At 66.1% G+C, this 18863-nt stretch carries 19 protein-coding genes; 11 read left to right on the top strand and 8 right to left on the bottom strand.

Translation table 11 applies throughout. The annotated features are described in order from the left end of the window. The first annotated feature begins 63 nt into the window (after nt 1–63). The 3 genes from H0S67_RS20395 to H0S67_RS20385 all read left to right on the top strand — a co-directional run bounded on the left by H0S67_RS20395 (nt 64) and on the right by H0S67_RS20385 (nt 3292). The gene (locus H0S67_RS20395; protein ID WP_246354921.1) at nt 64–912 is read left to right on the top strand and encodes a beta-keto acid cleavage family enzyme; all 849 of its coding nucleotides are present in this window, start codon (nt 64–66) and stop codon (nt 910–912) included. 122 nt (nt 913–1034) lie between these two features. Further along, on the top strand, nt 1035–1457 hold the full coding sequence (locus H0S67_RS20390; protein WP_180934528.1) for a hypothetical protein: 423 nt from the start codon (nt 1035–1037) through the stop codon (nt 1455–1457). An 89-nt stretch (nt 1458–1546) separates the two neighbouring features. After that, entirely contained in the window at nt 1547–3292 is a 1746-nt protein-coding gene (locus H0S67_RS20385) for a DUF4012 domain-containing protein (RefSeq protein ID WP_180934527.1), read from the top strand. A gap of 128 nt (nt 3293–3420) precedes the next feature. On the opposite strand, the gene H0S67_RS20380 is transcribed toward H0S67_RS20385, so the two are convergent. Further along, on the bottom strand, nt 3421–3783 hold the full coding sequence (locus tag H0S67_RS20380) for a DsrE family protein (protein WP_180934526.1): 363 nt from the start codon (nt 3781–3783) through the stop codon (nt 3421–3423). Between the two features lie 25 nt (nt 3784–3808). Between H0S67_RS20380 and H0S67_RS20375 the strand changes: the two genes are divergently transcribed. The 3 genes from H0S67_RS20375 (at nt 3809) to ygfZ (ending at nt 5818) form a co-directional block, all read left to right on the top strand. Continuing rightward, complete coding sequence (locus tag H0S67_RS20375; protein ID WP_180934525.1) at nt 3809–4303, top strand: heme-binding beta-barrel domain-containing protein; 495 nt, start codon at nt 3809–3811, stop codon at nt 4301–4303. 77 nt (nt 4304–4380) lie between these two features. Continuing rightward, the gene (locus tag H0S67_RS20370; protein ID WP_180934523.1) at nt 4381–4800 is read left to right on the top strand and encodes a Fur family transcriptional regulator; all 420 of its coding nucleotides are present in this window, start codon (nt 4381–4383) and stop codon (nt 4798–4800) included. Then, on the top strand, nt 4793–5818 hold the full coding sequence (ygfZ, locus tag H0S67_RS20365; RefSeq protein WP_180934522.1) for a CAF17-like 4Fe-4S cluster assembly/insertion protein YgfZ: 1026 nt from the start codon (nt 4793–4795) through the stop codon (nt 5816–5818). The genes H0S67_RS20370 and ygfZ overlap by 8 nt, the downstream gene beginning before the upstream one ends. An 8-nt stretch (nt 5819–5826) precedes the next feature. Here the strand turns inward: ygfZ and H0S67_RS20360 are convergent, their stop codons facing one another. After that, nucleotides 5827–6831, bottom strand: a complete 1005-nt coding sequence (locus tag H0S67_RS20360) for a polysaccharide pyruvyl transferase family protein (protein WP_281368904.1) — start codon at nt 6829–6831, stop codon at nt 5827–5829. Nucleotides 6832–6967: 136 nt separating this feature from the next. Between H0S67_RS20360 and H0S67_RS28485 the strand changes: the two genes are divergently transcribed. Both H0S67_RS28485 and H0S67_RS20350 read left to right on the top strand, forming a co-directional pair. Next, a complete protein-coding gene (locus tag H0S67_RS28485) occupies nt 6968–7687 on the top strand; it encodes a beta-1,6-N-acetylglucosaminyltransferase (protein ID WP_180934518.1) in 720 nt (239 codons plus the stop codon). Nucleotides 7688–7938: 251 nt separating this feature from the next. Further along, nucleotides 7939–9159 (top strand): MATE family efflux transporter, encoded by a 1221-nt coding sequence (locus tag H0S67_RS20350; RefSeq protein WP_180934517.1) that lies wholly within the window; start codon nt 7939–7941, stop codon nt 9157–9159. Here H0S67_RS20350 and H0S67_RS20345 read toward each other — a convergent pair. Further along, nucleotides 9102–10250, bottom strand: a complete 1149-nt coding sequence (locus tag H0S67_RS20345) for a glycosyltransferase (protein WP_180934516.1) — start codon at nt 10248–10250, stop codon at nt 9102–9104. The genes H0S67_RS20350 and H0S67_RS20345 overlap by 58 nt on opposite strands. Further along, a complete protein-coding gene (locus tag H0S67_RS20340) occupies nt 10247–10789 on the bottom strand; it encodes a WcaF family extracellular polysaccharide biosynthesis acetyltransferase (protein WP_180934514.1) in 543 nt (180 codons plus the stop codon). The genes H0S67_RS20345 and H0S67_RS20340 overlap by 4 nt, the downstream gene beginning before the upstream one ends. 91 nt (nt 10790–10880) lie before the next feature. On the opposite strand from H0S67_RS20340, the gene H0S67_RS20335 reads away from it, so the two are divergent. From H0S67_RS20335 to H0S67_RS20325, 3 genes are read left to right on the top strand one after another with little or no spacing between them, the layout of a single operon-like run. Next, nucleotides 10881–12095, top strand: coding sequence for a glycosyltransferase (locus tag H0S67_RS20335; protein WP_180934513.1), 1215 nt, complete (start codon nt 10881–10883; stop codon nt 12093–12095). A 6-nt stretch (nt 12096–12101) separates the two neighbouring features. Further along, on the top strand, nt 12102–13148 hold the full coding sequence (gene gmd / locus H0S67_RS20330; protein ID WP_180934512.1) for a GDP-mannose 4,6-dehydratase: 1047 nt from the start codon (nt 12102–12104) through the stop codon (nt 13146–13148). Further along, nucleotides 13145–14119 carry a GDP-L-fucose synthase family protein gene (locus tag H0S67_RS20325; RefSeq protein WP_180934511.1) on the top strand — a complete coding sequence of 325 codons (975 nt, stop codon included), beginning with the start codon at nt 13145–13147 and terminating at the stop codon, nt 14117–14119. Before gmd ends, H0S67_RS20325 begins: the two co-directional genes overlap by 4 nt. Nucleotides 14120–14122: 3 nt before the next feature. On the opposite strand, the gene manA is transcribed toward H0S67_RS20325, so the two are convergent. The 4 genes from manA to H0S67_RS20305 all read right to left on the bottom strand — a co-directional run bounded on the left by manA (nt 14123) and on the right by H0S67_RS20305 (nt 18861). Beyond that, the gene (gene manA / locus H0S67_RS20320) at nt 14123–15490 is read right to left on the bottom strand and encodes a mannose-6-phosphate isomerase, class I (RefSeq protein ID WP_219635367.1); all 1368 of its coding nucleotides are present in this window, start codon (nt 15488–15490) and stop codon (nt 14123–14125) included. Continuing rightward, the gene (cysN, locus tag H0S67_RS20315; protein ID WP_180934510.1) at nt 15388–16683 is read right to left on the bottom strand and encodes a sulfate adenylyltransferase subunit CysN; all 1296 of its coding nucleotides are present in this window, start codon (nt 16681–16683) and stop codon (nt 15388–15390) included. The genes manA and cysN overlap by 103 nt, the downstream gene beginning before the upstream one ends. Beyond that, nucleotides 16683–17597, bottom strand: coding sequence for a sulfate adenylyltransferase subunit CysD (gene cysD, locus H0S67_RS20310; RefSeq protein ID WP_180934508.1), 915 nt, complete (start codon nt 17595–17597; stop codon nt 16683–16685). Before cysD ends, cysN begins: the two co-directional genes overlap by 1 nt. 226 nt (nt 17598–17823) lie before the next feature. Then, complete coding sequence (locus H0S67_RS20305) at nt 17824–18861, bottom strand: sulfite exporter TauE/SafE family protein (RefSeq protein ID WP_180934506.1); 1038 nt, start codon at nt 18859–18861, stop codon at nt 17824–17826. Between the last annotated feature and the right edge of the window lie 2 nt (nt 18862–18863).

The following is an 18863-nucleotide window of genomic DNA, read 5'->3' as shown; positions in this document are numbered from 1 at the left end:
CGCGCCAACTTGACCCGATCGCAGGTAGCGAGCGGGATCGAACAGTTGTGTCAGGATCCGGGTGTGAATGCCGTGCCCGCCGACCGCATCATGATCACCGTCGCTCCCACGGGAGCCGAGACCGCGAAGGCCGACTGTCCCGAGTTGCCCACCACTTCCGAGGAGATCGCCGCGACCGCCGTCGCGTGCGAGGCGGCTGGCGCGTCGATGATCCACCTCCATGTGCGCGACCACGAGCACCAGCCAACGCTCGACCCCGCCCTCCTGCGTGAGTGGGTCGCGGCCGTGCGCGAGTCGACCGACCTCGTCGTCCAGCTCTCGACCGGTGGCTCGGTGCACGACCCGCTCGATCGGCGGCTCAAGGTGCTGGACGCTGAGCCGGACTCGTGCAGCCTGACCATGGGCACGACGAACTTCGGTGACGACGTCTTCTCCAACCCGTGGCCGTTCGTCTGCGAGCTCTACCAGCTCAGTCAGGAGCACCGGGTCGTCCCCGAGTTCGAGCTGTTCGACCTCGGCCAGGTGCACGCCTTGGGTCGCCTGCTGGACAAGTACGGCCTGCCCTACGGCGGCAAGGTGCACTGCGACTTCGTGATGGGCGTCCCGGGCGGTATGCCCGGCACCGCCGACGCGCTGGTCGCCGGCGTCGCCACCCTCCCGGAAGCGGTGACCTCCTGGTCGGCCACGGGCATCGGCCGCACGACCCTGCCCGTCGCGCTCGCCGCTCTGTCCAAGGGCGGACACCTGCGGGTCGGCATGGAGGACGTGCTGACCATCAGTCGCGGAGTCCCGGTGGAGAGCAACGCCCAGCTCGTCGAGCGTGCCGTGGCGATGGCCGCGCTGGCCCAGCGCACCCCCGCCACCACAGCGGAGGCCCGCACTCTCCTGGGCCTGGAGCGCGTCTCCATGTAACGGGGGCGTGAATTCTCGGGGTCCCGGGTCCAAAGTGACCCAAGTGATGTGCGCATCCCCAATTTTCGTGAAAGAGTGGCCGTTCAAGTCTCACTCGTTGCACTTTCATGGGGAGTTCCAAGATGAAGAAGATGCTCGCCGGCCTGGTGGCCACGTTCATGATGCTCGGGCTCGTGGCGGGCCTCTCTGCAGGCGCTGCGAATGCCGACAGCGTTCCCGCTCGGTACCAGAACACTGTTCCGACCAGCGTGAGCATCAAGGTCGCTGACACGGTGAAGAAGGGCAACGCGGTCCGGATCGGTGTCCGCGTTCAGGCTGCTGGCAACGGCAACCCGGACTCCGGTCACGTCACCATCCGGGTGGCGCGCGTGAACGGTGGCTACCGCTACCTCGACGTGAAGGGCTACGACGGTGGCACCGTCTACTTCACGACCACCAAGCTGCCGCAGGTCGGCAAGTACAGCGTTCGTGCCCGCTTCGACCGCTCGACCAAGTCGAAGTACATGGACGGCAACAACGTGGCGACCTTCAAGGTCGTTCGCTGACCTGATCCGATAGTCTCGGTCCTCGGCCTCGCACGCATTCGCGGCGGGGCCGAGGCTCATTTCGGCCCTCCATCGCTAGGACCCCATCCGTGTCGAACCGCCGACGCCTGCTCTGGACCGTCCCCGTCGCTCTGCTCATCGCGGTCGTCGCCTACACAGGCTGGCTGGTCTGGCGAGTGCAAGGCGACCTGCAGGCGGCCGAGAACAGCGCGACCAGGCTTCGGGACACGCTGGACAGCGGTGACGGCTCGGCGCGGAAGGCCGCGCTCACGGACCTGCAGGCCGACGCCGCCAGCGCAAGGCAGCGCACAGAAAGCGCGTGGTGGACCGGCCTCACCTATGTGCCCTTCCTCGGTGACGACGCCACCGGCGTGCGCGCGCTAAGTCGGTCGCTCGACACAGTCGCTGCCAACGGCGTCCAGCCGCTCTCCGACACAGTCGACGACCTCGATGGGGTGCTCGCACACGGTCGGATCAACGTGGCCGCAGTCCGTCGACTGCAGTCCCCGGTGGCTGACGCGCACGATGCCTTCGTCACCGCCGACGCCGACGTGAGCGGGCTGGACAGCTCGGGCTACGCGGGTCCGTTGAAGTCCCGCTTCGACCGCTACACGAAGTTGATCGGTGACACTGCTCAGGCCCTCTCGTCGGCGCAAAGGGCGACGCAAGTGCTGCCGACCATGGTGGGTGGGGACGGGCCCCGCGACTATCTGCTGATCTTCCAGAACAACGCGGAGATCCGCGCCACCGGCGGGCTGCCCGGGTCCTGGGCCAGAATTCACGCCGAGGATGGCCAGCTCAGCCTGGCCCAGCAGGGCACCGGTTCGCAGTTCGGACAGCGTCCGAAGCCGGTGCTGCCGCTCACCCCGGCCGAGCGCGTGCTGCAGCACGAGCAGTTGGGCCTGTACTTCCTCGACGCCGGCTTCACGCCGGACTATCCCCGCGCCGCCCAACTGTGGACCGCACGCTGGGAGGAGACGTTCCCCAACGTCAAGCTTGACGGCGTGGTCGCCCTCGACCCGGTGGCCATGTCCTACCTGCTCGAGGGCACCGGGCCGGTGCAGGTGGCCGGCATCACCCTCACCAGCAAGAACGTCGTTAGCGAGCTGCTCAACCGCACATACAGAAGGTTGTCGGCGCCGGCCGCCCAGGACGCCTTCTTCGGGAAGGCGGCGCAGAGCATCTTCGCGGCCAGCACGGACCACCTGAAGTCACCCCTCCGTTTCGTGGAAGGCCTGGCTCGGGCCGCTGAGGAGGGCCGCTTCCTTGTCGCTGCCTCGGACCACTCGGTCAACGCAGCAATCGACGGCACGCGGGTCCGTGGTGCCCTGACGGCCGACGACGGGGACATCCCCCACATTGACATCGGCCTCAACGACGCGACGGCCGCCAAGATGTCCTACTACCTGCGCTACTGGGGCGAGGTGAAGTCCACCGGCTGCTCGGACGGCCGCCAGACCCTCTCCGGATCGCTGACCCTCAACCAGGACATCGATCCTGAGGCGGCCACCAAGCTGCCCCGGTACGTGACCGGGGGCGGGGACTCGGGCACAGACCTTGGCTCGCAGACCGTGCTGATCCCGATCTACGGCCCCTACGGTGGCACCATCAACCACATCTCGGTCAACGGCAAGAACTTGGATCACATCATCCAGACCGTCAACTACCGCGGACGGCCGGCCACTCTCGTGTTCGCCGACGTCTCGTCACGCAAGGACGTGGTCTTCAACTTCACGATGCACACGGGCAAGGGGCAGACCGGCGCTGTCCACCTCGGGCTGACCCCGAGCATCGTCCCGGGCAACAACGACACCGTCTCCAAGTCCGCCTGCTGATCCGGCCGGTGGCCGAGGGCGGGCAGGAGCAGACTGCTGGTTGAGGCGCGAGTCCACCAGGTGGATGAGGTGCGAGGGGCGGGCTCGCCGGTGGTTGAGGTGCCAGCGTCAGCGAGCCTCGAAACCCCTCAGTAGACGAGCGCCTGCACCTCGTCCTGCAGGATCTCCTCGGCAAACACAGCCGCGCCGGCTATCTGCACGCCGGGAATGACGTCATCGGCCGTGATCTCGCGCCGCGCCGCACACTGCGTGCACAGCGTGACCCGGCCGCCGACCACGACCGTGTCCAGGAGCGAGTCCAGAGGTGCCGCTAGCGGCAGGCTGAACTCGGCCGCGCGGCCCGGAAGCGCGAACCACGCGGCTTCGCCGGTCAGCCACAGGCTGACCACGGCGCCGGCAGCCACCGCAGACGCGGCCACGGTGAACGCCTGGTTGCAGCGCTCCGGGTCCTCGGAACCGCAGGTGACCTTGACGACGAGCGTGCGGGGCATGGGCCAAACACTAGACTTCCGCACTATGCCGTTCGAGCTCCCCGACAACCTGCACCCCGACTGCGGCCCCATCGCCTGGCTGCTCGGCACCTGGCGCGGCAACGGTCATGGTGACTACCCGACGATCGAGCCGTTCCAGTTCGGCCAGGAGCTGATCTTCACCCACGACGGCCGTCCGTTCTTCCACTACATGTCCCGCGCCTGGATCGTCGACGAGAGCGGCCAGAAGGTCCGCGACGCCGCCATCGAGACCGGCTTCGTCCGTGCCCGCCCCGAGGGCAAGGTCGAGGTCGTCCTCACGCACAACACCGGCTTCGTGGAGATCTGGTACGGCCACGCCGAGGGCGGCAAGCTCGAGATCGTCACCGACGCGGTTGCCCGCACCGAGAGTGCCAAGGAGTACGTCGGCGGCAAGCGCCTCTACGGCAACGTCGAGGGTGACCTGCTCTACGCCTACGACATGGCCGCCGTCGGCCAGGAGCTCCAGCCCCACCTCTGGGCCCGCCTCCAGCGCGCCTGACGCTCACCGAACGCTGAGGTGCGAGCGAGGCGAGCCTGGAATCCCCGCGGTGAGCACAGAGCAGCCACAATGGACCCATGACCCAGGACTGGCGCGAGAAGCTGCGGGGGAGCGGCTACCGCCTGACGCCCCAGCGCGAGCTCATCCTCCGCGCCGTCGAGGACCTGGGTCACGCCACGCCGGACGAGGTCCTCGCCCGCGTGCGCGAGCAGTCCTCGGCGGTCAACGTCTCGACCGTCTACCGCACGCTGGAGGTGCTCGAGGAGCTCGGCCTGGTGCGCCACGCGCACCTCAGCGACCGCGCCCCGACCTACCACTCGGTGACCGAGCACGAGCACTTCCACCTGGTCTGCCGGAATTGTCACCGCATCGTCTCCGTTGACCCTGATGTGCTGGCGCCGCTGCGAGAGCGGCTCCGTCAGGAGCACGCGTTCGTCGTGGACGTCGGGCACCTGACGGTCTTCGGCACCTGTGAGGAGTGTGTACCCCGTGCGTAGCCCCCTGCTGGACCTGCCCGGCGCCGTGGCCGGCCACGGCATCGACGCCGATGTGGCGGCCCACTACGGATCGTTCAACGGCGAGCAGCGCACTCTGGAGTCGGGCGAGGGCTTCGTGGACCTCTCCCATCGCGACGTGGTGCGCATTGCCGGCCCGGATCGGCTCACCTGGCTCCACTCCCTCACCACTCAGTTCTTCATGGACCTTCAACCGAAGCAGTGGACCGGCGCCCTCATCCTGAGCCCTCAGGGGCACGTCGAGCACGCGTTCTTCGGCTACGACGACGGTGAAGCATTCATCGGCCACACGGAGCCCGGCCACGCCGATGCGCTGGTCGAGTTCCTCGACCGGATGCGGTTCATGATGCGTGTCGACGCCACAGACGTCACCGACGAGATCGCAGTGACCTGGCGCCCCAGGTCGCCCCACGTCGACGATGGCTCGTCGGAGGTTGAGGTGCGAGCGTCAGCGAGCGTCGAAACCTCGCGAGGTAACCAGAGCCGCAACCCCTACGCTGACTACGAGTTCGTCCCACGCGCCCAGCTCGAGGACTACGCCGCAGCAGCGGGCCCTGCTTGCGGCATGTGGGCCTTCGAGGCCCTCCGCATTGCACGAGGCGAGCCCCGTCTAGGCATCGACACCGACCACCGCACCATCCCCAACGAGGTCGGCTGGATCGGACCCGCGGTTCACCTCGAGAAGGGCTGCTACCGGGGCCAAGAGACGGTGGCCCGTGTCCACACGCTCGGTCGCCCCCCGCGGCGGCTGACGCTGCTACACCTCGACGGATCGGAAAATCGGCTACCCGCTGCGGGGGCGGAACTGCGGTTAGGGGACAGAGTCGTTGGCTTTGTCGGTAGCTCAGCCCGTCACCACGAGCTCGGTCCGATCGCGCTCGCCGTCGTGAAACGGAACGTAGCACTGGACGTCCAACTCACTGTGGGTGAGATGCCTGCCACCCAAGAGATGTTGGTCGATCCAGAGTTGGGTCTGCACGTCCGACCTCGACTGACTTAGAACGCTCCTTAATGGATCGGACCACCATCACGCAGCAAACTGAGCGCTTCGTCCATCGAGTCGACCATGGTTACTCCGCCCACCTCCTGGATATAGGCGCTGTAGGCGGCACGGATCTTCCCATTAGCGTTGTCTAAGGCAACGACGGGGATGCCCATGAGCTGACCTAGGACTGTGGCGTGGAGCCGATCAGTGAGAAGCGTTCTTCCTTGAGCAATGATTCGCCGCGCTGAAGCGACGTTCGTGCGGATCATTGCGTTGAAAGCACGATCGATCATTGGTGCAAGGTATCTCCGCATCGGCGGCGCGACCCGGGCGCAGTTCTCCGGCATCCGGTAAAGAAGCCAGCGTAGTTGCTCGGCCCCACTGAGGCCCCAGTCCCCACTTTCAAGAGACGTCAACGAACTAATGGCATTGCTGCGGGAGCCAGACACCGCTTCAGAGTCCTTTCGCAGGACAGCTGTGACGTCGTATTCGGCCGTGAGTGGACGTTCCTGCCGTCCCGCGCCGTAGGCCATATCCGGACAGAACTCCACATGGGCGTTTGGGAACCACTTGATCGCCCTATCGTAGGAGTTCCAATCACGCATCAACAGCACCAGATCTGGATGCGAATTGAGAGTTGCTTGAGCTTGACGTAGTCCAACTTCGGAGCGGAATTCAATGCTTTGTGGCAGTTGAATTATCTTGCGCTCTGGGAACTCGCGGATGACCTGCTCTCGAAACTTCTGCTGGCCCGTCCATCGATCACCGAAATTTCCCCCGCCATTGATGAGGATCGGTCCCCCTGGAAGACGCTCGCGCAGATCGTTGGGATGGAACATGTGCAGATCTGCCATGAAGTCAACATTGACCTCGAGCCGCCGTAGATAGGTCACGGCGCCATGCCATATCAGGGAGTCGCCAGCATTTTGGTGGCGAGGAAAATCGACAAGCGCGACCCGACTCAGTCTCGGAATATGTCTCCGCAGAATCTCAAGCGTGCTATCTTGCAGTGCCTCAAGGGGCTGCATAGCTTCCCGTCCGTTTCTCTGAGGGCGAGATTCGGCGCCCCCCGGCACCGACGATCGATCACTAGACTATCCTATCTAGCGTCCGGATCGGTGACCATCCCAGGCCTTGGCGCGGCCCGTCGAGGGGAAGCTGCGTATGCGAGTCGGGTTCGTAGTCCTAGCGCACGATGATCCCGCCACACTCGATCAACTGTTAGTCAGGCTCGCCCCTGCGCCAGTCGCTCTCCATGTGGATAGACCTGCTCTACGGCGCGGGATGCTGAGAGATGTGGAACTCGGCGGGCACGTCGTGGTTAACCCCGAACCAAAATGCGTCCACTGGGGCGGGTTCTCTGCTGTTGAGGCAATGCTCGAATCTCTTGATCTGCTGCTTCTCTCCAATTCAAAAGTTGAATACGTCGCATTCCTTTCTGGACATTGCTTCCCGTTGCGGCCGGTCTCAGAGTTTGAACGATTCTTATTAGACGCTCCCTATGCCGTTCACTGTCGAGGTGCTCGGCTCTTGCCGGACCAGGCGTCGGACATGAGTGCCGATCGTGTTCAGAGACGACATTGGTTTGATGGTCCCATTGGGCACGGAAAGAAGACGCGCTTGGCGCCTGCGGCATCACTGTTGCGGAGAGGTGTCGTGGCCGTCACAGCGCATTCGAAGGTGCGACTTCCTCACGGAGTGGAGCCCGTCGTTGGTTCACAATGGTCGGCCATGCCTGTTGAGCTTGCTCATGAGCTCATTGCAGAGTATCGGGCAGGGGCTTCGATTACTTGCGAAATTCTTTCGCCCCGGATGAGATGGCGATCCCGACCTACATTTATGGAAGCCCGCGCTGGCAGAGTGAGACTCAATGTCGCGGCCTAGAGAGCATTGGTTCATCCAGGTGTCCAAGTTGTCGAACTTTCACTGGCTGCGACCGGACATGGCCGGATATGTCCAGAGTCAAGACTTGGAGCAGGCGATCGCATCGGAGCGCTTCTTCGTGCGCAAAGTTTCGGTCCTGCAGGATCCTAAAGTCGCGACCGCACTCCTAGGCCTGCCCCATGATTCGGCGTAAACCTCCACTCCGAGTCGTCCTCGGCGTAGCCGACCAGGCCGCTTCGAGTGTGACCAACGTGGCACTGGTGGTTGCTGTTGCGCGGACGTCCTCGCAGGAGGTGTACGGATCCTTCGCAGTGCTTCTAGCCATGGTTGTCTTCGTCGTCGGCTTGGCTCGGGCGTGCTGGGGAACTCTCATCGCTGTCCGGGGCTCATGTGACGATGGCTTCGACGCTCTTGAGGCTCGCAGCATCTTCACGGCTGGCTTGTTGTTTGCTGCGATTGGCTCGGTGATCTGTGCTGCCGCTTACGGGTCTGTCGTGACTATTGAGTTGCCGCCGTCTTTCCTCGCCCTCGCATTGCTGGGGCCACTCGTCGTCGCGCAGGACCTGCTGAGATTCGCCGCGGTGAGCTTTCAGAGGGCCGGTGACGCACTATGGTCCGATGGCCTCTGGTTGGTCATCCTGGCATTGCCTCTATCACTGGATTTGCTTTCGGCGCGGGTTGCGTTCAGCGCCTCCACATACATACTGCTGTGGCTCGGCGGGTGTGCGGCCGCGCTGATATTTCTCGTGGTTCGACTGCGCCCCAGGATTCGAATGAGGGGACTTGGGATCTGGCTCAGGTCGCGCAGGGTCGACGTGGTGCGTCTCATTCTCGACGGGTCGCTCGGGGGGTCGGTTGCGCTGTTGGTCTCCATCAGCACTGCTAAATTCCTGAGTCTGGCTGATGTTGCCGCCCTTCGGGGTGCGAACATGCTGATCGGTCCGCTCGCCGTCCTCTTTTCGGCAATCCAACTTGTCCTCGTGCCGGAGCTCTCTAGGCGAACAATGAGGCAACAGCGGAAGATCTCCCTATGGCTGCTGCTTTCTCTGGGGTCCGTCGTGATTGCTTGGGGAACTCTCCTTTCTCTGCTGCCTCCCAGCATTGGCGTCGAGATCTTGGGACAGTCTTGGGGTGGCGCAAGGAAGATCATCCCAATCACCAGTGCCGAGTACGTCCTCTGGGCGACCGCGGCGGTGCCCATTGCCCTACTCAAGGCGCGCCAAATGTTCGGGCAAGTGCTGCTAGCGAGGGTTGTGTACGTAGTTGCGGCCGCGGTCGGCCTGTTCGTCGTCGTGTCATTGGACGCTGGGCTAGTGGCGGTCGCTGCCAGTCTCGTCGTGGCTGTCGCCGTTCACACGTGCATTGCTTGGCAGTCGCAGATCAGGGGCCCGCGCGCGCAGCGTGGCAATCGGCCTCAGGATAGCGGGTCTGAAGGTGCGGGAAGAGGGACAGAGTTGAGCGCCAGCCCGTAGATCTCCACCAGACGCTCGCCGACCACATCGAGACTGAAGCGGGAGGTGGAGAGGCTTCGAGCGTTTAGGGACATGGCGTTTCGCAGCGCCGCGTTGGACAACAGTAGGTCAATGGCACTCGCGACCTGAGCAACGTCGTCGTCGTCAACCACGACACCCGCCTGCGCGCTATCAATCTCACTCGCGAGCCCGCATGAGCGCGTCACCACGACCGGAAGGCCTATGGAAAGCGCTTCAAGAACGGTCATGGGAAAGGGTTCGTCGACGGACGGCAAGACATAGATAGAGGCGTGCTGCATCCTTGCCAGAGATTCCGCCGGTGCGACAGCGCCTTCCCAACTCAAGAGTCCCGCCCCAAACTCGTCGATAAGACGTCGAACGTCTTCGCCCGAGCCTTCGTCGGGGCCAACCATCGTGAACCGGGTGCTGGGATGAGCGGCCTGGAGGTCGACCGCTGCCTGAGCGAAGATCAGGGGACGCTTACGTTCGTGCAGGCGCGCCAAGAACAAGACCTCAGCGTCCCCGGAAGCGGCGGATTCGGGTGCGCGTGGGACGCCGTTGGGGAGGTGGATGAGTCGCAGTTCAGTGCCAGCGACAGCCTGCAGGTCCCGCCGTTCCCTTGGAGTCAGGTAGCAAACCGCTCTCGCGCGCAGGAGCACAGGGATCGTGAGAATGAGGTCTAGCGGCCTGCTTAGAGGGTTGTCGCTCGCGTCAATCATCCCGTGCGTCTGAATCACGAACGGCACTCGAAGAATAAGGGCGACAATGGCGATGGGCAGCGTAACTAGATCTCTGGCCATGTGAATATGGACGAGGTCGAACTTACGAATATTACGAAGCGCCCAGAAGAGAAGTCGCGGGGACGACCATCCTGCGAATCCAATACCCGGGACCGCCTGAACCCCGCGCTTCAGTCGCAGTGGGACGTCGCCAGCCCTCGTGGGTGCCGTGTCGAATCCTCGAAACGAGGCGGCCAATTCGACCTCGTGGCCACGAGCTGCTAGTTCCGTCGTCAGATGCTCTGCGACTCGAACGGGGCCGCCATATGCCCCGTCGGGACTCAAAAGCGTCGCAACGTGAAGGATCTTCATGACTGTCCTCGGTGAACTGCCGCATTCGCGATCAATGAACCGTCGGCGACATCACGGACAACTAGAGACCCGGCACCAACTGTCGCGCCTTCCCCAATCGAAACGCCACGCAAGACCGTGGCCCGTGCGGCGACCCAAGCGCCATCGCCGATCGAGATGGGGGCGTTGTCGAACTCGAACGTGGGGGAGCGCCGGTCATGGCTCCCAGTGCACAGGAAGGCGTCTTGCGATATGCACACGTTGGCGCCGATCGTGACTGGCTCGAGGTTGAGGATCCAGGCACCCTCGCCGATCCAGGTGTTGTCGCCGACGGTGAGCTTCCACGGCCAGTGGATGCGCACCCGGTGCCGTACGAGGACCCCGTCGCCGATCTGCGCGCCGAAGGCGCGAAGGATGGCGACGCGGACCGAAGCGGGGCACCACCAGCGCATGAACACGCTGCCGGAGACGGCCAACCACAGGACCTGCGTGAGCTTCCCACGACCGATGTCATAGCCGGCACCGGTGAAGCCGGAAAGGTCTCGATTCGGGACGGACACGGGTTAGATCCTAGGCTGTCCCCTACGTCATCGACCTTTTGGGGGAAATGTGCCCATGGGCACGACTGGTCTGAGGATCACCGTTCTCGGGGTGAACTATGCCCCCGAGCCGACGGGCATCGCGCCGTACACGGCCGCCATGTGTCGTGGTCTCGCCGCACGTGGGCACCAGGTCCGCGTGATCACGACGTTCCCCCACTACCCGCAGTGGCAGCTCGACCCCGAGCACCGCTCGATCGTCACGCGCCACGAGGTACTTGATGGCGTTCCGATCACCCGGCTTCGGCACTTTGTGCCCAACCCGCCGACCGGGCTGCCGCGGGCGCTCTCGGAGGTCTCCTTCGGGACCCGGCTCCTCGCCCGTCGCTGGGGCCGGCCGGACGTTGTGATCTGCCTCAGCCCCGCGCTGCTCTCGACGGCCATGGCCGCTGCCCGCGCCAAGGTCGGCCGCCGCCGGCCAGCTGTCGGGGTCGTCATGCAGGACCTCTACTCCGCCGGCGTGGGAGAGACCGACAGCGGTGGCTCCGCCGTAGTCCGCGTCTTCACTCGGCTGGAGTCGCTGGTGGCGCGCCGCGTCGACGGCGTCGCAGTCATCCACGACCGTTTCAAGCGTCGCGCGGTTCAGCACCTCGACGCCGACCCCCAGCGGGTCGCCGTGATCAGGAACTGGACCCACATCAAGCCCGTCGAGCCCTTCGACGAGCCCGCCTTCCGGACACGGATGGGCTGGCGCGAGGACGAGACCATCGTCCTGCATGCCGGCGCCATGGGGGAGAAGCAGGACCTCGGCAACGTCGTCGCCGCCGCCCGGCTCGCGCAGGAGCAGGGACAGTCGCTGCGGTTCGTCCTGATGGGCGACGGTGGCCAGCGCGCCGCGCTGCAGGCGCAGGCGGTGGGCGTGTCGACGATCGAGTTCCTCGATCCGCTCCCCGACGAAGACTTCGGGAGGGCCCTCCGCGCGGCCGACGCCCTGCTCGTCAACGAGCGGGTCGGCCTCAACGAGATGGCCGTCCCCAGCAAGCTGACGTCCTACTTCTCTAGTGGCACCGCGGTCATCGCCGCGACGGAGGCGACGAGCACGACCGCCGAAGAGGTGGACGCGGCCGGGGCCGGTGTCCGGGTCGAGCCGGGGGATCCGGCCGCTCTTGTTTCGTGCGTGGTCTCGCTGCGTAACGATCCCTTGACCCTGCGTGAGCTCGGCAGCAGCGGTCCCACCTACTGTGACAAGGTTCTGTCAGAAGACGTCGCGCTCGACGCGTACGACGAATGGGTGCGAGCACTGCACCGACAAAAGCATGGAGGTTAGTCAGGCATGGCGACGAAGCGCGCCCTCATCACGGGCATCACGGGGCAGGACGGGTCGTACCTGGCGGAGCTGCTGCTCGGCAAGGGCTACGAGGTGCACGGGCTGATCCGTCGTGCCTCCACGTTCAACACCTCCCGCATCGACCACCTCTACGTCGACCCACACGACCCGGAGGCCAAGCTCTTCCTCCACTACGGTGACCTCTCGGATGGTGCGCGTCTGGTGACGCTGCTGCACGAGATCAACCCCGACGAGGTCTACAACCTCGCCGCCCAGTCCCACGTGCGAGTGAGCTTCGACGAGCCCGAGCACACCGGTGACACCACCGGCATCGGCGCCATGCGCCTCCTCGAAGCCGTGCGCATGGCGGGGATCCAGTGCCGCTACTACCAGGCATCGAGCTCGGAGATGTTCGGCGCGACCCCGCCGCCGCAAAACGAGGAGACCCCGTTCTACCCCCGCTCGCCCTACGGCGCCGCGAAGGTCTACGCCTACTGGGTGACGAGGAACTACCGCGAGGGCTACGGGATGTTCGCCGTCAACGGCATCCTCTTCAACCACGAGTCCCCACGCCGCGGCGAGACCTTCGTGACGCGCAAGGTGACCCGCGCGGTCGCCCGCATCCAGGCCGGCCTGGACGACTACGTCTACATGGGCAACCTCGACTCGATCCGCGACTGGGGCTACGCACCCGAGTACGTCGAGGGCATGTGGCGGATGCTGCAGGCCGACGAGCCCGACGACTACGTCCTCGCCACCGGCGGCAACTTCACCGTCCGCGACTTCGTCGTCACGGCCTTCGAGCACGCCGGTCTGGACTGGGAGAAGCACGTCCGCTTCGACGAGCGCTACCTGCGCCCCACCGAGGTCGACGCCCTGATCGGCGACGCCAGCAAGGCCGAGCGCAATCTCGGCTGGAAGCCTGTGGTCCAGACTGACGAGCTGGCCCGGATCATGGTCGATGCCGACATCGAGGCCCTCAAGCACGAGGGCAAGAGCTGGATCGACCAGCCGAAGCTCGAGGGCTGGCCGTCGCTGGACGAGCTTCGATGACGGAGGCGACGAACAGTCGACCGCTTGACCACGATGCGCCGTTCTACATCGCCGGGCACCGCGGCCTCGTCGGCGGTGCCATCTGGCGTGCGCTCGAGGGTGCCGGCCACAAGGGGCTGATCGGGCGCACGTCCGGCGAGCTCGACCTGCGTGATCGCGGCGCGGTCTTCGACTTTATGGCCGACGCCAGGCCGCAGTACGTCGTCCTCGCCGCCGCCAAGGTTGGCGGGATCCTGGCCAACAACTCCTACCCGGTCGACTTCCTTTCCGAGAACCTCCGTATCCAGACCAACGTCATGGACGCGGCCCTGGAGTACGGCACCGAGCGGCTGCTCTTCCTCGGCTCCTCGTGCATCTACCCCAAGCTGGCTCCGCAGCCGATCCGCGAGGACTCGCTGCTGACCGGTCATCTCGAGCCCACCAACGACGCCTACGCGATCGCCAAGATCGCAGGCATCCTTGGCGTGCAGTCCGTGCGCCGGCAATACGGTCGCCCGTGGATCTCCGCGATGCCGACGAACCTCTACGGGCCCGGAGACAACTTCTCTCCGACCGGCAGCCACGTCCTTCCCGCGCTCATCCGCCGCTACGACGAGGCAAAGCAGGCCGGGTTGTCCTCGGTCACGAACTGGGGCACCGGGACCCCGAGGCGCGAGTTCCTGCACGTGGACGACATGGCCGCGGCCTGCCTCTACCTGCTCGAGAACTACGACGGCGCAGCGCAGGTCAACGTCGGCACCGGACGAGATGCCACCATCAGGGAGATCGCTCACCTGGTGGCCGAGGTCGTGGGCTATGAGGGCGAGACCCTCTGGGACACCAGCAAGCCCGACGGGACTCCCCAGAAACTCCTGGACGTCTCCAGGCTCCGCGAGATCGGCTGGGAGTCACAGATCGGCCTACGCGAGGGCCTGGAGTCCACCGTGGCGTGGTATCGCGAGCACGTCGGGCACCTGCGGGAAGCCGGGTAGGCCTCAGGCCGGGACCGAGGCGACCGCAACGCGGGCGTCGCCAGCCAGGAGCGCCCGTTCTTGGTGACCGACGAAGAGCACCTCGCCGGCGTGAAGCGGTTCGCAGCGCCCCGCAGTGGTCACGTCGACCGTGCCCTCCAGCACGAGAACGGCGCGGGGGCCCGCCATCGGGCCGACGTGCTCCGGCCGGCCGACGTAGAGCTCGAACTCCGCGACCGGCGGCTGGAAGCGCGCCGCATCCTCGTCGCTGGTTCCCCGGCCGCTCGCAGAGGGCAGCCAGAGCGGCGGCGGGATCGGCGTGAAGTTCGTGATCTCCAGGAGCTCCGGCACGTCGACGTGCTTGGGCGTAAGACCCGCGCGCAGCACGTTGTCAGACGAGGCCATCACCTCGACGCCGAAGCCCGAGGTGTAGGCGTGGATGACGCCTGCGTCGATGAACATCGCCTCGCCGGCCGCGAGGACGACGTGGTTGAGCAGCAGGGTGACCAGCACCCCGGCATCGTGCGGATAGCGGTCGATCAGCGTCGGCAGGGCGGCGTAGACGCGGATGGACTCACGCTCCACCGCGCTCGGATCCGGGCTGCGGTCACGGCGGCCGGCGGTCGTGGTGTGAAGGTGCTGCTCCGCAGCCACCGCGGCCACGCGCAGCTGCCCTAACCGGTGGCTGAGCAGCGGCTCCGGCGTCGCCAGCAGCTCGGTGACGACGGCACGCAGCTCCTGGAAGGGGGATGCGGCGCTCTCGATGCGGGTCGCGATGACGGCGAGCCAGGGCAGGCCGAGGCCACGCAGGATGACGGCACTCCTGGCGGGATCCCGGAAGCCGGCGAGCCCCTCGAAGCGGGTGAGGGCGTAGATCAGCTCAGGCTTGTGGGACCGGTCCTGGTAGCTGCGCTCCGGCGCCCCCAAGGGAATACCGGCGGCTTCTTGCTCCTCGAAGCGGATCTGGGCCCGCTGGCTCGTCGGATGGACCTGGAGGGACAGCGGCTCACCTGCGGCCAGCAGCTTCATCAGGAAGGGCAGGCGGTCGCCGAATCGTCTGCGCAGCTCCGGGCCGAGGAACGCGTCAGGCTCGGCGCCGATGGCCCCGTCGAGAGGGCGGCCGTCGGGCAGCACTGACGGGTCGGCCGGGTGCGCGCCGATCCACATCTCGGCGACCGGCTCGCCGGTCGGCTCGACGCCGAGCAGGCGGGGGATGTGAGACACAGAACCCCACGCGTAGGCACGCGTGGGGTTCTGGAGGCGGTAGACGCTCAGAGCAAGCGCTCCGCTCAGCTGCCGCTGTTGATCATGCCTGCGCCGACGGTGACGCCTGTGGCCTCGTCGATCAGGATGAAGGAGCCGGTGGTGCGGTTCTTCGAGTACGGGTCGCACAGCAGCGGCACCGTGGTGCGCAGCTGGACGCGGCCGATCTCGTTGAGGCCGAGCTCCTTGGTCTCCTGGTCGCGGTGCAGCGTGTTGACGTCCAGGCGGTACTGCACGTCCTTGACCAGGGCCCGGGCAGTGCGCGTGGTGTGCTTGATGGCGAGCTTCTGGCGCGGGCGTAGCGGCTCGTTGGTCATCCAGCAGATCATCGCGTCGATGTCCTGGCTCGGCTTGGGCGCGTTCGCCGGGCGGGCGATCATGTCGCCGCGCGAGACGTCGACGTCGTCCTCGAGGCGCACCGTCACCGACATGGGCGGGTAGGCCTCGGCGAGCTCCTTGTCGTGGAGGTCGATGCCCTGGATCTTCGAGGTCATGCCGCTGGGCAGCACGACGACCTCGTCGCCGGGCTTGAGGACGCCGCCGGCGACCTGGCCGCCGTAGCCGCGGTAGTCGTGGTGCTCGTCGGACTTCGGGCGCACGACGTACTGCACCGGGAAGCGGACGTCGACGAGGTCACGGTCCGAGGCGACGTGTACGTGCTCGAGGTGGTGCATGAGCGACGGGCCTTCGTACCACGGCATGTGCTCGGAGCGGTTGACGACGTTGTCGCCCTGCAGCGCTGAGATCGGGATGACCTCGAGGTCCGGGATGTTCAGTTTGGTGGCGAATTGGGTGAACTCGTTGTGGATCTTGTTGTAGACCTCCTCGGAGAAGTCCACGAGGTCCATCTTGTTCACCGCGAGCACCAGGTGCGGGACCCGGAGCAGCGAGAGGATCACCGCGTGCCGGCGGGACTGCTCGGTGAGGCCCTGGCGGGCGTCGACGAGCACCAGCCCGAGGTCGGCGGTCGAGGCGCCGGTGACCATGTTGCGCGTGTACTGCACGTGGCCCGGGGTGTCCGCGATGATGAACTTGCGGTTCGGGGTCGCGAAGTAGCGGTACGCCACGTCGATGGTGATGCCCTGCTCCCGCTCGGAGCGCAGACCGTCGGTCAGCAGGGCGAGGTCGGTGTAGTCGTAGCCCTTGCCCTTGGAGGTCGTCTCGACGGCCTCGAGCTGGTCCTCGAAGATCGACTTCGAGTCGAGCAGCAGGCGCCCGATGAGCGTGGACTTGCCGTCGTCGACCGAGCCGGCGGTGGCGAAGCGGAGCAGGTCGGCGTTCTCGCTGATCGCCGTCTGGTGGGTCGTGGTCTCGGCGGCCATCAGAAGTAGCCCTCCTTCTTGCGGTCTTCCATGGCCGCCTCGGAGAAGCGGTCGTCGCCACGGGTGGCGCCCCGCTCCGTGACCCGGGCGATGGCGATCTCGTCGATGATCTCTGCGGTCGTCGACGCGGTGCTCTCGACACAGCCGGTGAGGGTCATGTCGCCGACGGTGCGGAACCGGACGGTCATGGTCTCGACGGTCTCGTTGCCCTTGGGCTGCACCGCGTCGGAGGCCGAGAGCAGCATCCCGTCACGGGCGATCACGTCGCGCTGGTGGGAGAAGTAGATCGAGGGGATCTCGATCTTCTCGCGGTCGATGTAGTGCCAGATGTCGAGCTCGGTCCAGTTGGACAGCGGGAAGATCCGCATGTGCTCGCCCTGGTGGATACGGCCGTTGTAGAGGCTCCACAGCTCGGGGCGCTGCATCTTCGGGTCCCACTGGCCGAACTCGTCGCGGTGGGAGTAGACGCGCTCCTTGGCGCGGGCCTTCTCCTCGTCGCGGCGGCCGCCACCGAAGGCGGCGGTGAAGCCCTCCTCCTCGATGGCGTTGAGCAGGGTTCCGATCTGCATGCGGTTGCGGCTGGTCTTGCCGTCGTCGACGATCACGCCGTTCTTGATCGCGTCGTCGACGCTGGCGACGACCAGGCGAACACCGAGGCGGTTGACCCAGTTGTCGCGGGTCTCGAGCACCTCGGGGAAGTCGAAGCCGGTGTCGACCTGCAGGACGGGGAAGGGGATCTTCGCCGGGTAGAACGCCTTCTCGGCGAGGCGAAGCATGACGATGGAGTCCTTGCCGCCTGAGAACATCAGGACGGGCTTCTCGAACTCGGCGGCGACCTCACGGAAGATGTGGATCGACTCCGCCTCCAGCTGGTCGAGCTGACTCAGCTGGTAGTCGGCGTGCGTTTGGGTCATGGCAGAAAGGGGACCTCTCCTCGGGACAGCAGCGGCCATCGTATCGGGGGCGATGGCCGGGTGGGTAAACCCCGTTTGACGTGGATGACCCGGGTCACTCTCGGCGGAAACCCTCCCCGCGAGCAAGTCGACGCAAACCTGGCCGCCCGATGGCGGCCGATCCGGGACGTGCACTCGCGCGGACCGGTCGGGCGCCCGGGTCGCTTCTCCGGTCGGGGCGCCCGGCTCACTCCGCAGCTGGCGGCTGGCCCTTCGAGGGCGTCGGCGCCTTGTCCTGGTGCTTCCAGCCTGGTGGGTTCTCCAGCTCGGCGACCGTGGGCGCTCCCATGAAGGGCAGGCCCTGCTCCTTGCGCAGGAATCCCCACACCACGGGGACGACCACGATCATGACGAGGCCGATCATCGCCACCAGGATCGGGTGGGTCTGGTCGTCGCCGGCGCCCAGCGGGGCCCAGCCGGCCTTGTCGAGCAGCGCGACGCCCGACATCGTCAGCACGATCACGATGCCGCGGCGGATGAACGACTGCGGGACCTTCGGGGCGATCCTGGAGCCCAGGATCGTGCCGGGGGTCGAGCCGAGCACGAGCGGGATCAGGATGTGCCAGTCGAGGCCGTTGAGGTAGATGTTGGAGATCGCCGCGGCCAGCACCAGCGGCACCGCCTGCACCAGGTCGGTGCCGACCAGCCTCACGGCCGAGAGACCGGGGTAGAGCATCAGCAGCGCGATCATGATGACCGAGCCCGAGCCGACGCTGGTGATGCCGACGAGCAGACCGCCCAGGGCGCCGACCAGCACGGTGGGCAGCGGACGGATCTTGGGGTTCGGGTCGGCGGCCGGTGCGCCGCCGCGCACGCGGCGCAGGTTGATGTAGAGCCGCAGGGCGTACGTCGAGGCCGCGAGCAGCAGCGCGAACCCGATGCACTCCTTCAGCAGCGTGTCGAGGGAGTCCGGCTCGGACCCGGCAGCGGCATGGATCAGCCAGGGCCCGAGCAGGGCCATCGGCACCGAGCCGAGGATGAGCCACTTGGCCAGGGCGAAGTTGGGGGATCCCTCGCGGGCGTGGGTGACCGCCCCGCCGGTCTTGTAGATCGCGGCGGCGGTCAGGTCCGCGGTCACCACGGTGGCCGCATCACCCACGCCGAGGAAGATCAGGGCCGGTGTCATCAGGGCGCCCCCGCCCATCCCGGTGAGACCGACCACGATCCCGACGAAGAAGCCCGCCGCGAGGATCGAGAAGAAGGAGGTCGTGATCAGGTCGTTCATGA

It is taken from the genome of Nocardioides ungokensis (assembly GCF_013466985.1).
Classification (GTDB): domain Bacteria; phylum Actinomycetota; class Actinomycetes; order Propionibacteriales; family Nocardioidaceae; genus Nocardioides; species Nocardioides ungokensis.
This window is presented reverse-complemented; position numbering and strand designations above follow the sequence as displayed.

Bases quoted from the DNA above. Each gene is read 5' to 3' on its own strand.
- H0S67_RS20375 (WP_180934525.1), top strand. From the start codon at position 3,809: ATGCCGTTCGAGCTCCCCGACAACCTGCACCCCGACTGCGGCCCCATC.
- H0S67_RS20390 (WP_180934528.1), top strand. From the start codon at position 1,035: ATGAAGAAGATGCTCGCCGGCCTGGTGGCCACGTTCATGATGCTCGGG.
- H0S67_RS20325 (WP_180934511.1), top strand. From the start codon at position 13,145: ATGACGGAGGCGACGAACAGTCGACCGCTTGACCACGATGCGCCGTTC.
- H0S67_RS20380 (WP_180934526.1), bottom strand. From the start codon at position 3,783: ATGCCCCGCACGCTCGTCGTCAAGGTCACCTGCGGTTCCGAGGACCCG.
- H0S67_RS20360 (WP_281368904.1), bottom strand. From the start codon at position 6,831: ATGCAGCCCCTTGAGGCACTGCAAGATAGCACGCTTGAGATTCTGCGG.
- H0S67_RS20345 (WP_180934516.1), bottom strand. From the start codon at position 10,250: ATGAAGATCCTTCACGTTGCGACGCTTTTGAGTCCCGACGGGGCATAT.
- H0S67_RS20305 (WP_180934506.1), bottom strand. From the start codon at position 18,861: ATGAACGACCTGATCACGACCTCCTTCTTCTCGATCCTCGCGGCGGGC.
- cysN (WP_180934510.1), bottom strand. From the start codon at position 16,683: ATGGCCGCCGAGACCACGACCCACCAGACGGCGATCAGCGAGAACGCC.
- H0S67_RS20370 (WP_180934523.1), top strand. From the start codon at position 4,381: ATGACCCAGGACTGGCGCGAGAAGCTGCGGGGGAGCGGCTACCGCCTG.
- gmd (WP_180934512.1), top strand. From the start codon at position 12,102: ATGGCGACGAAGCGCGCCCTCATCACGGGCATCACGGGGCAGGACGGG.
- cysD (WP_180934508.1), bottom strand. From the start codon at position 17,597: ATGACCCAAACGCACGCCGACTACCAGCTGAGTCAGCTCGACCAGCTG.
- H0S67_RS28485 (WP_180934518.1), top strand. From the start codon at position 6,968: ATGCGAGTCGGGTTCGTAGTCCTAGCGCACGATGATCCCGCCACACTC.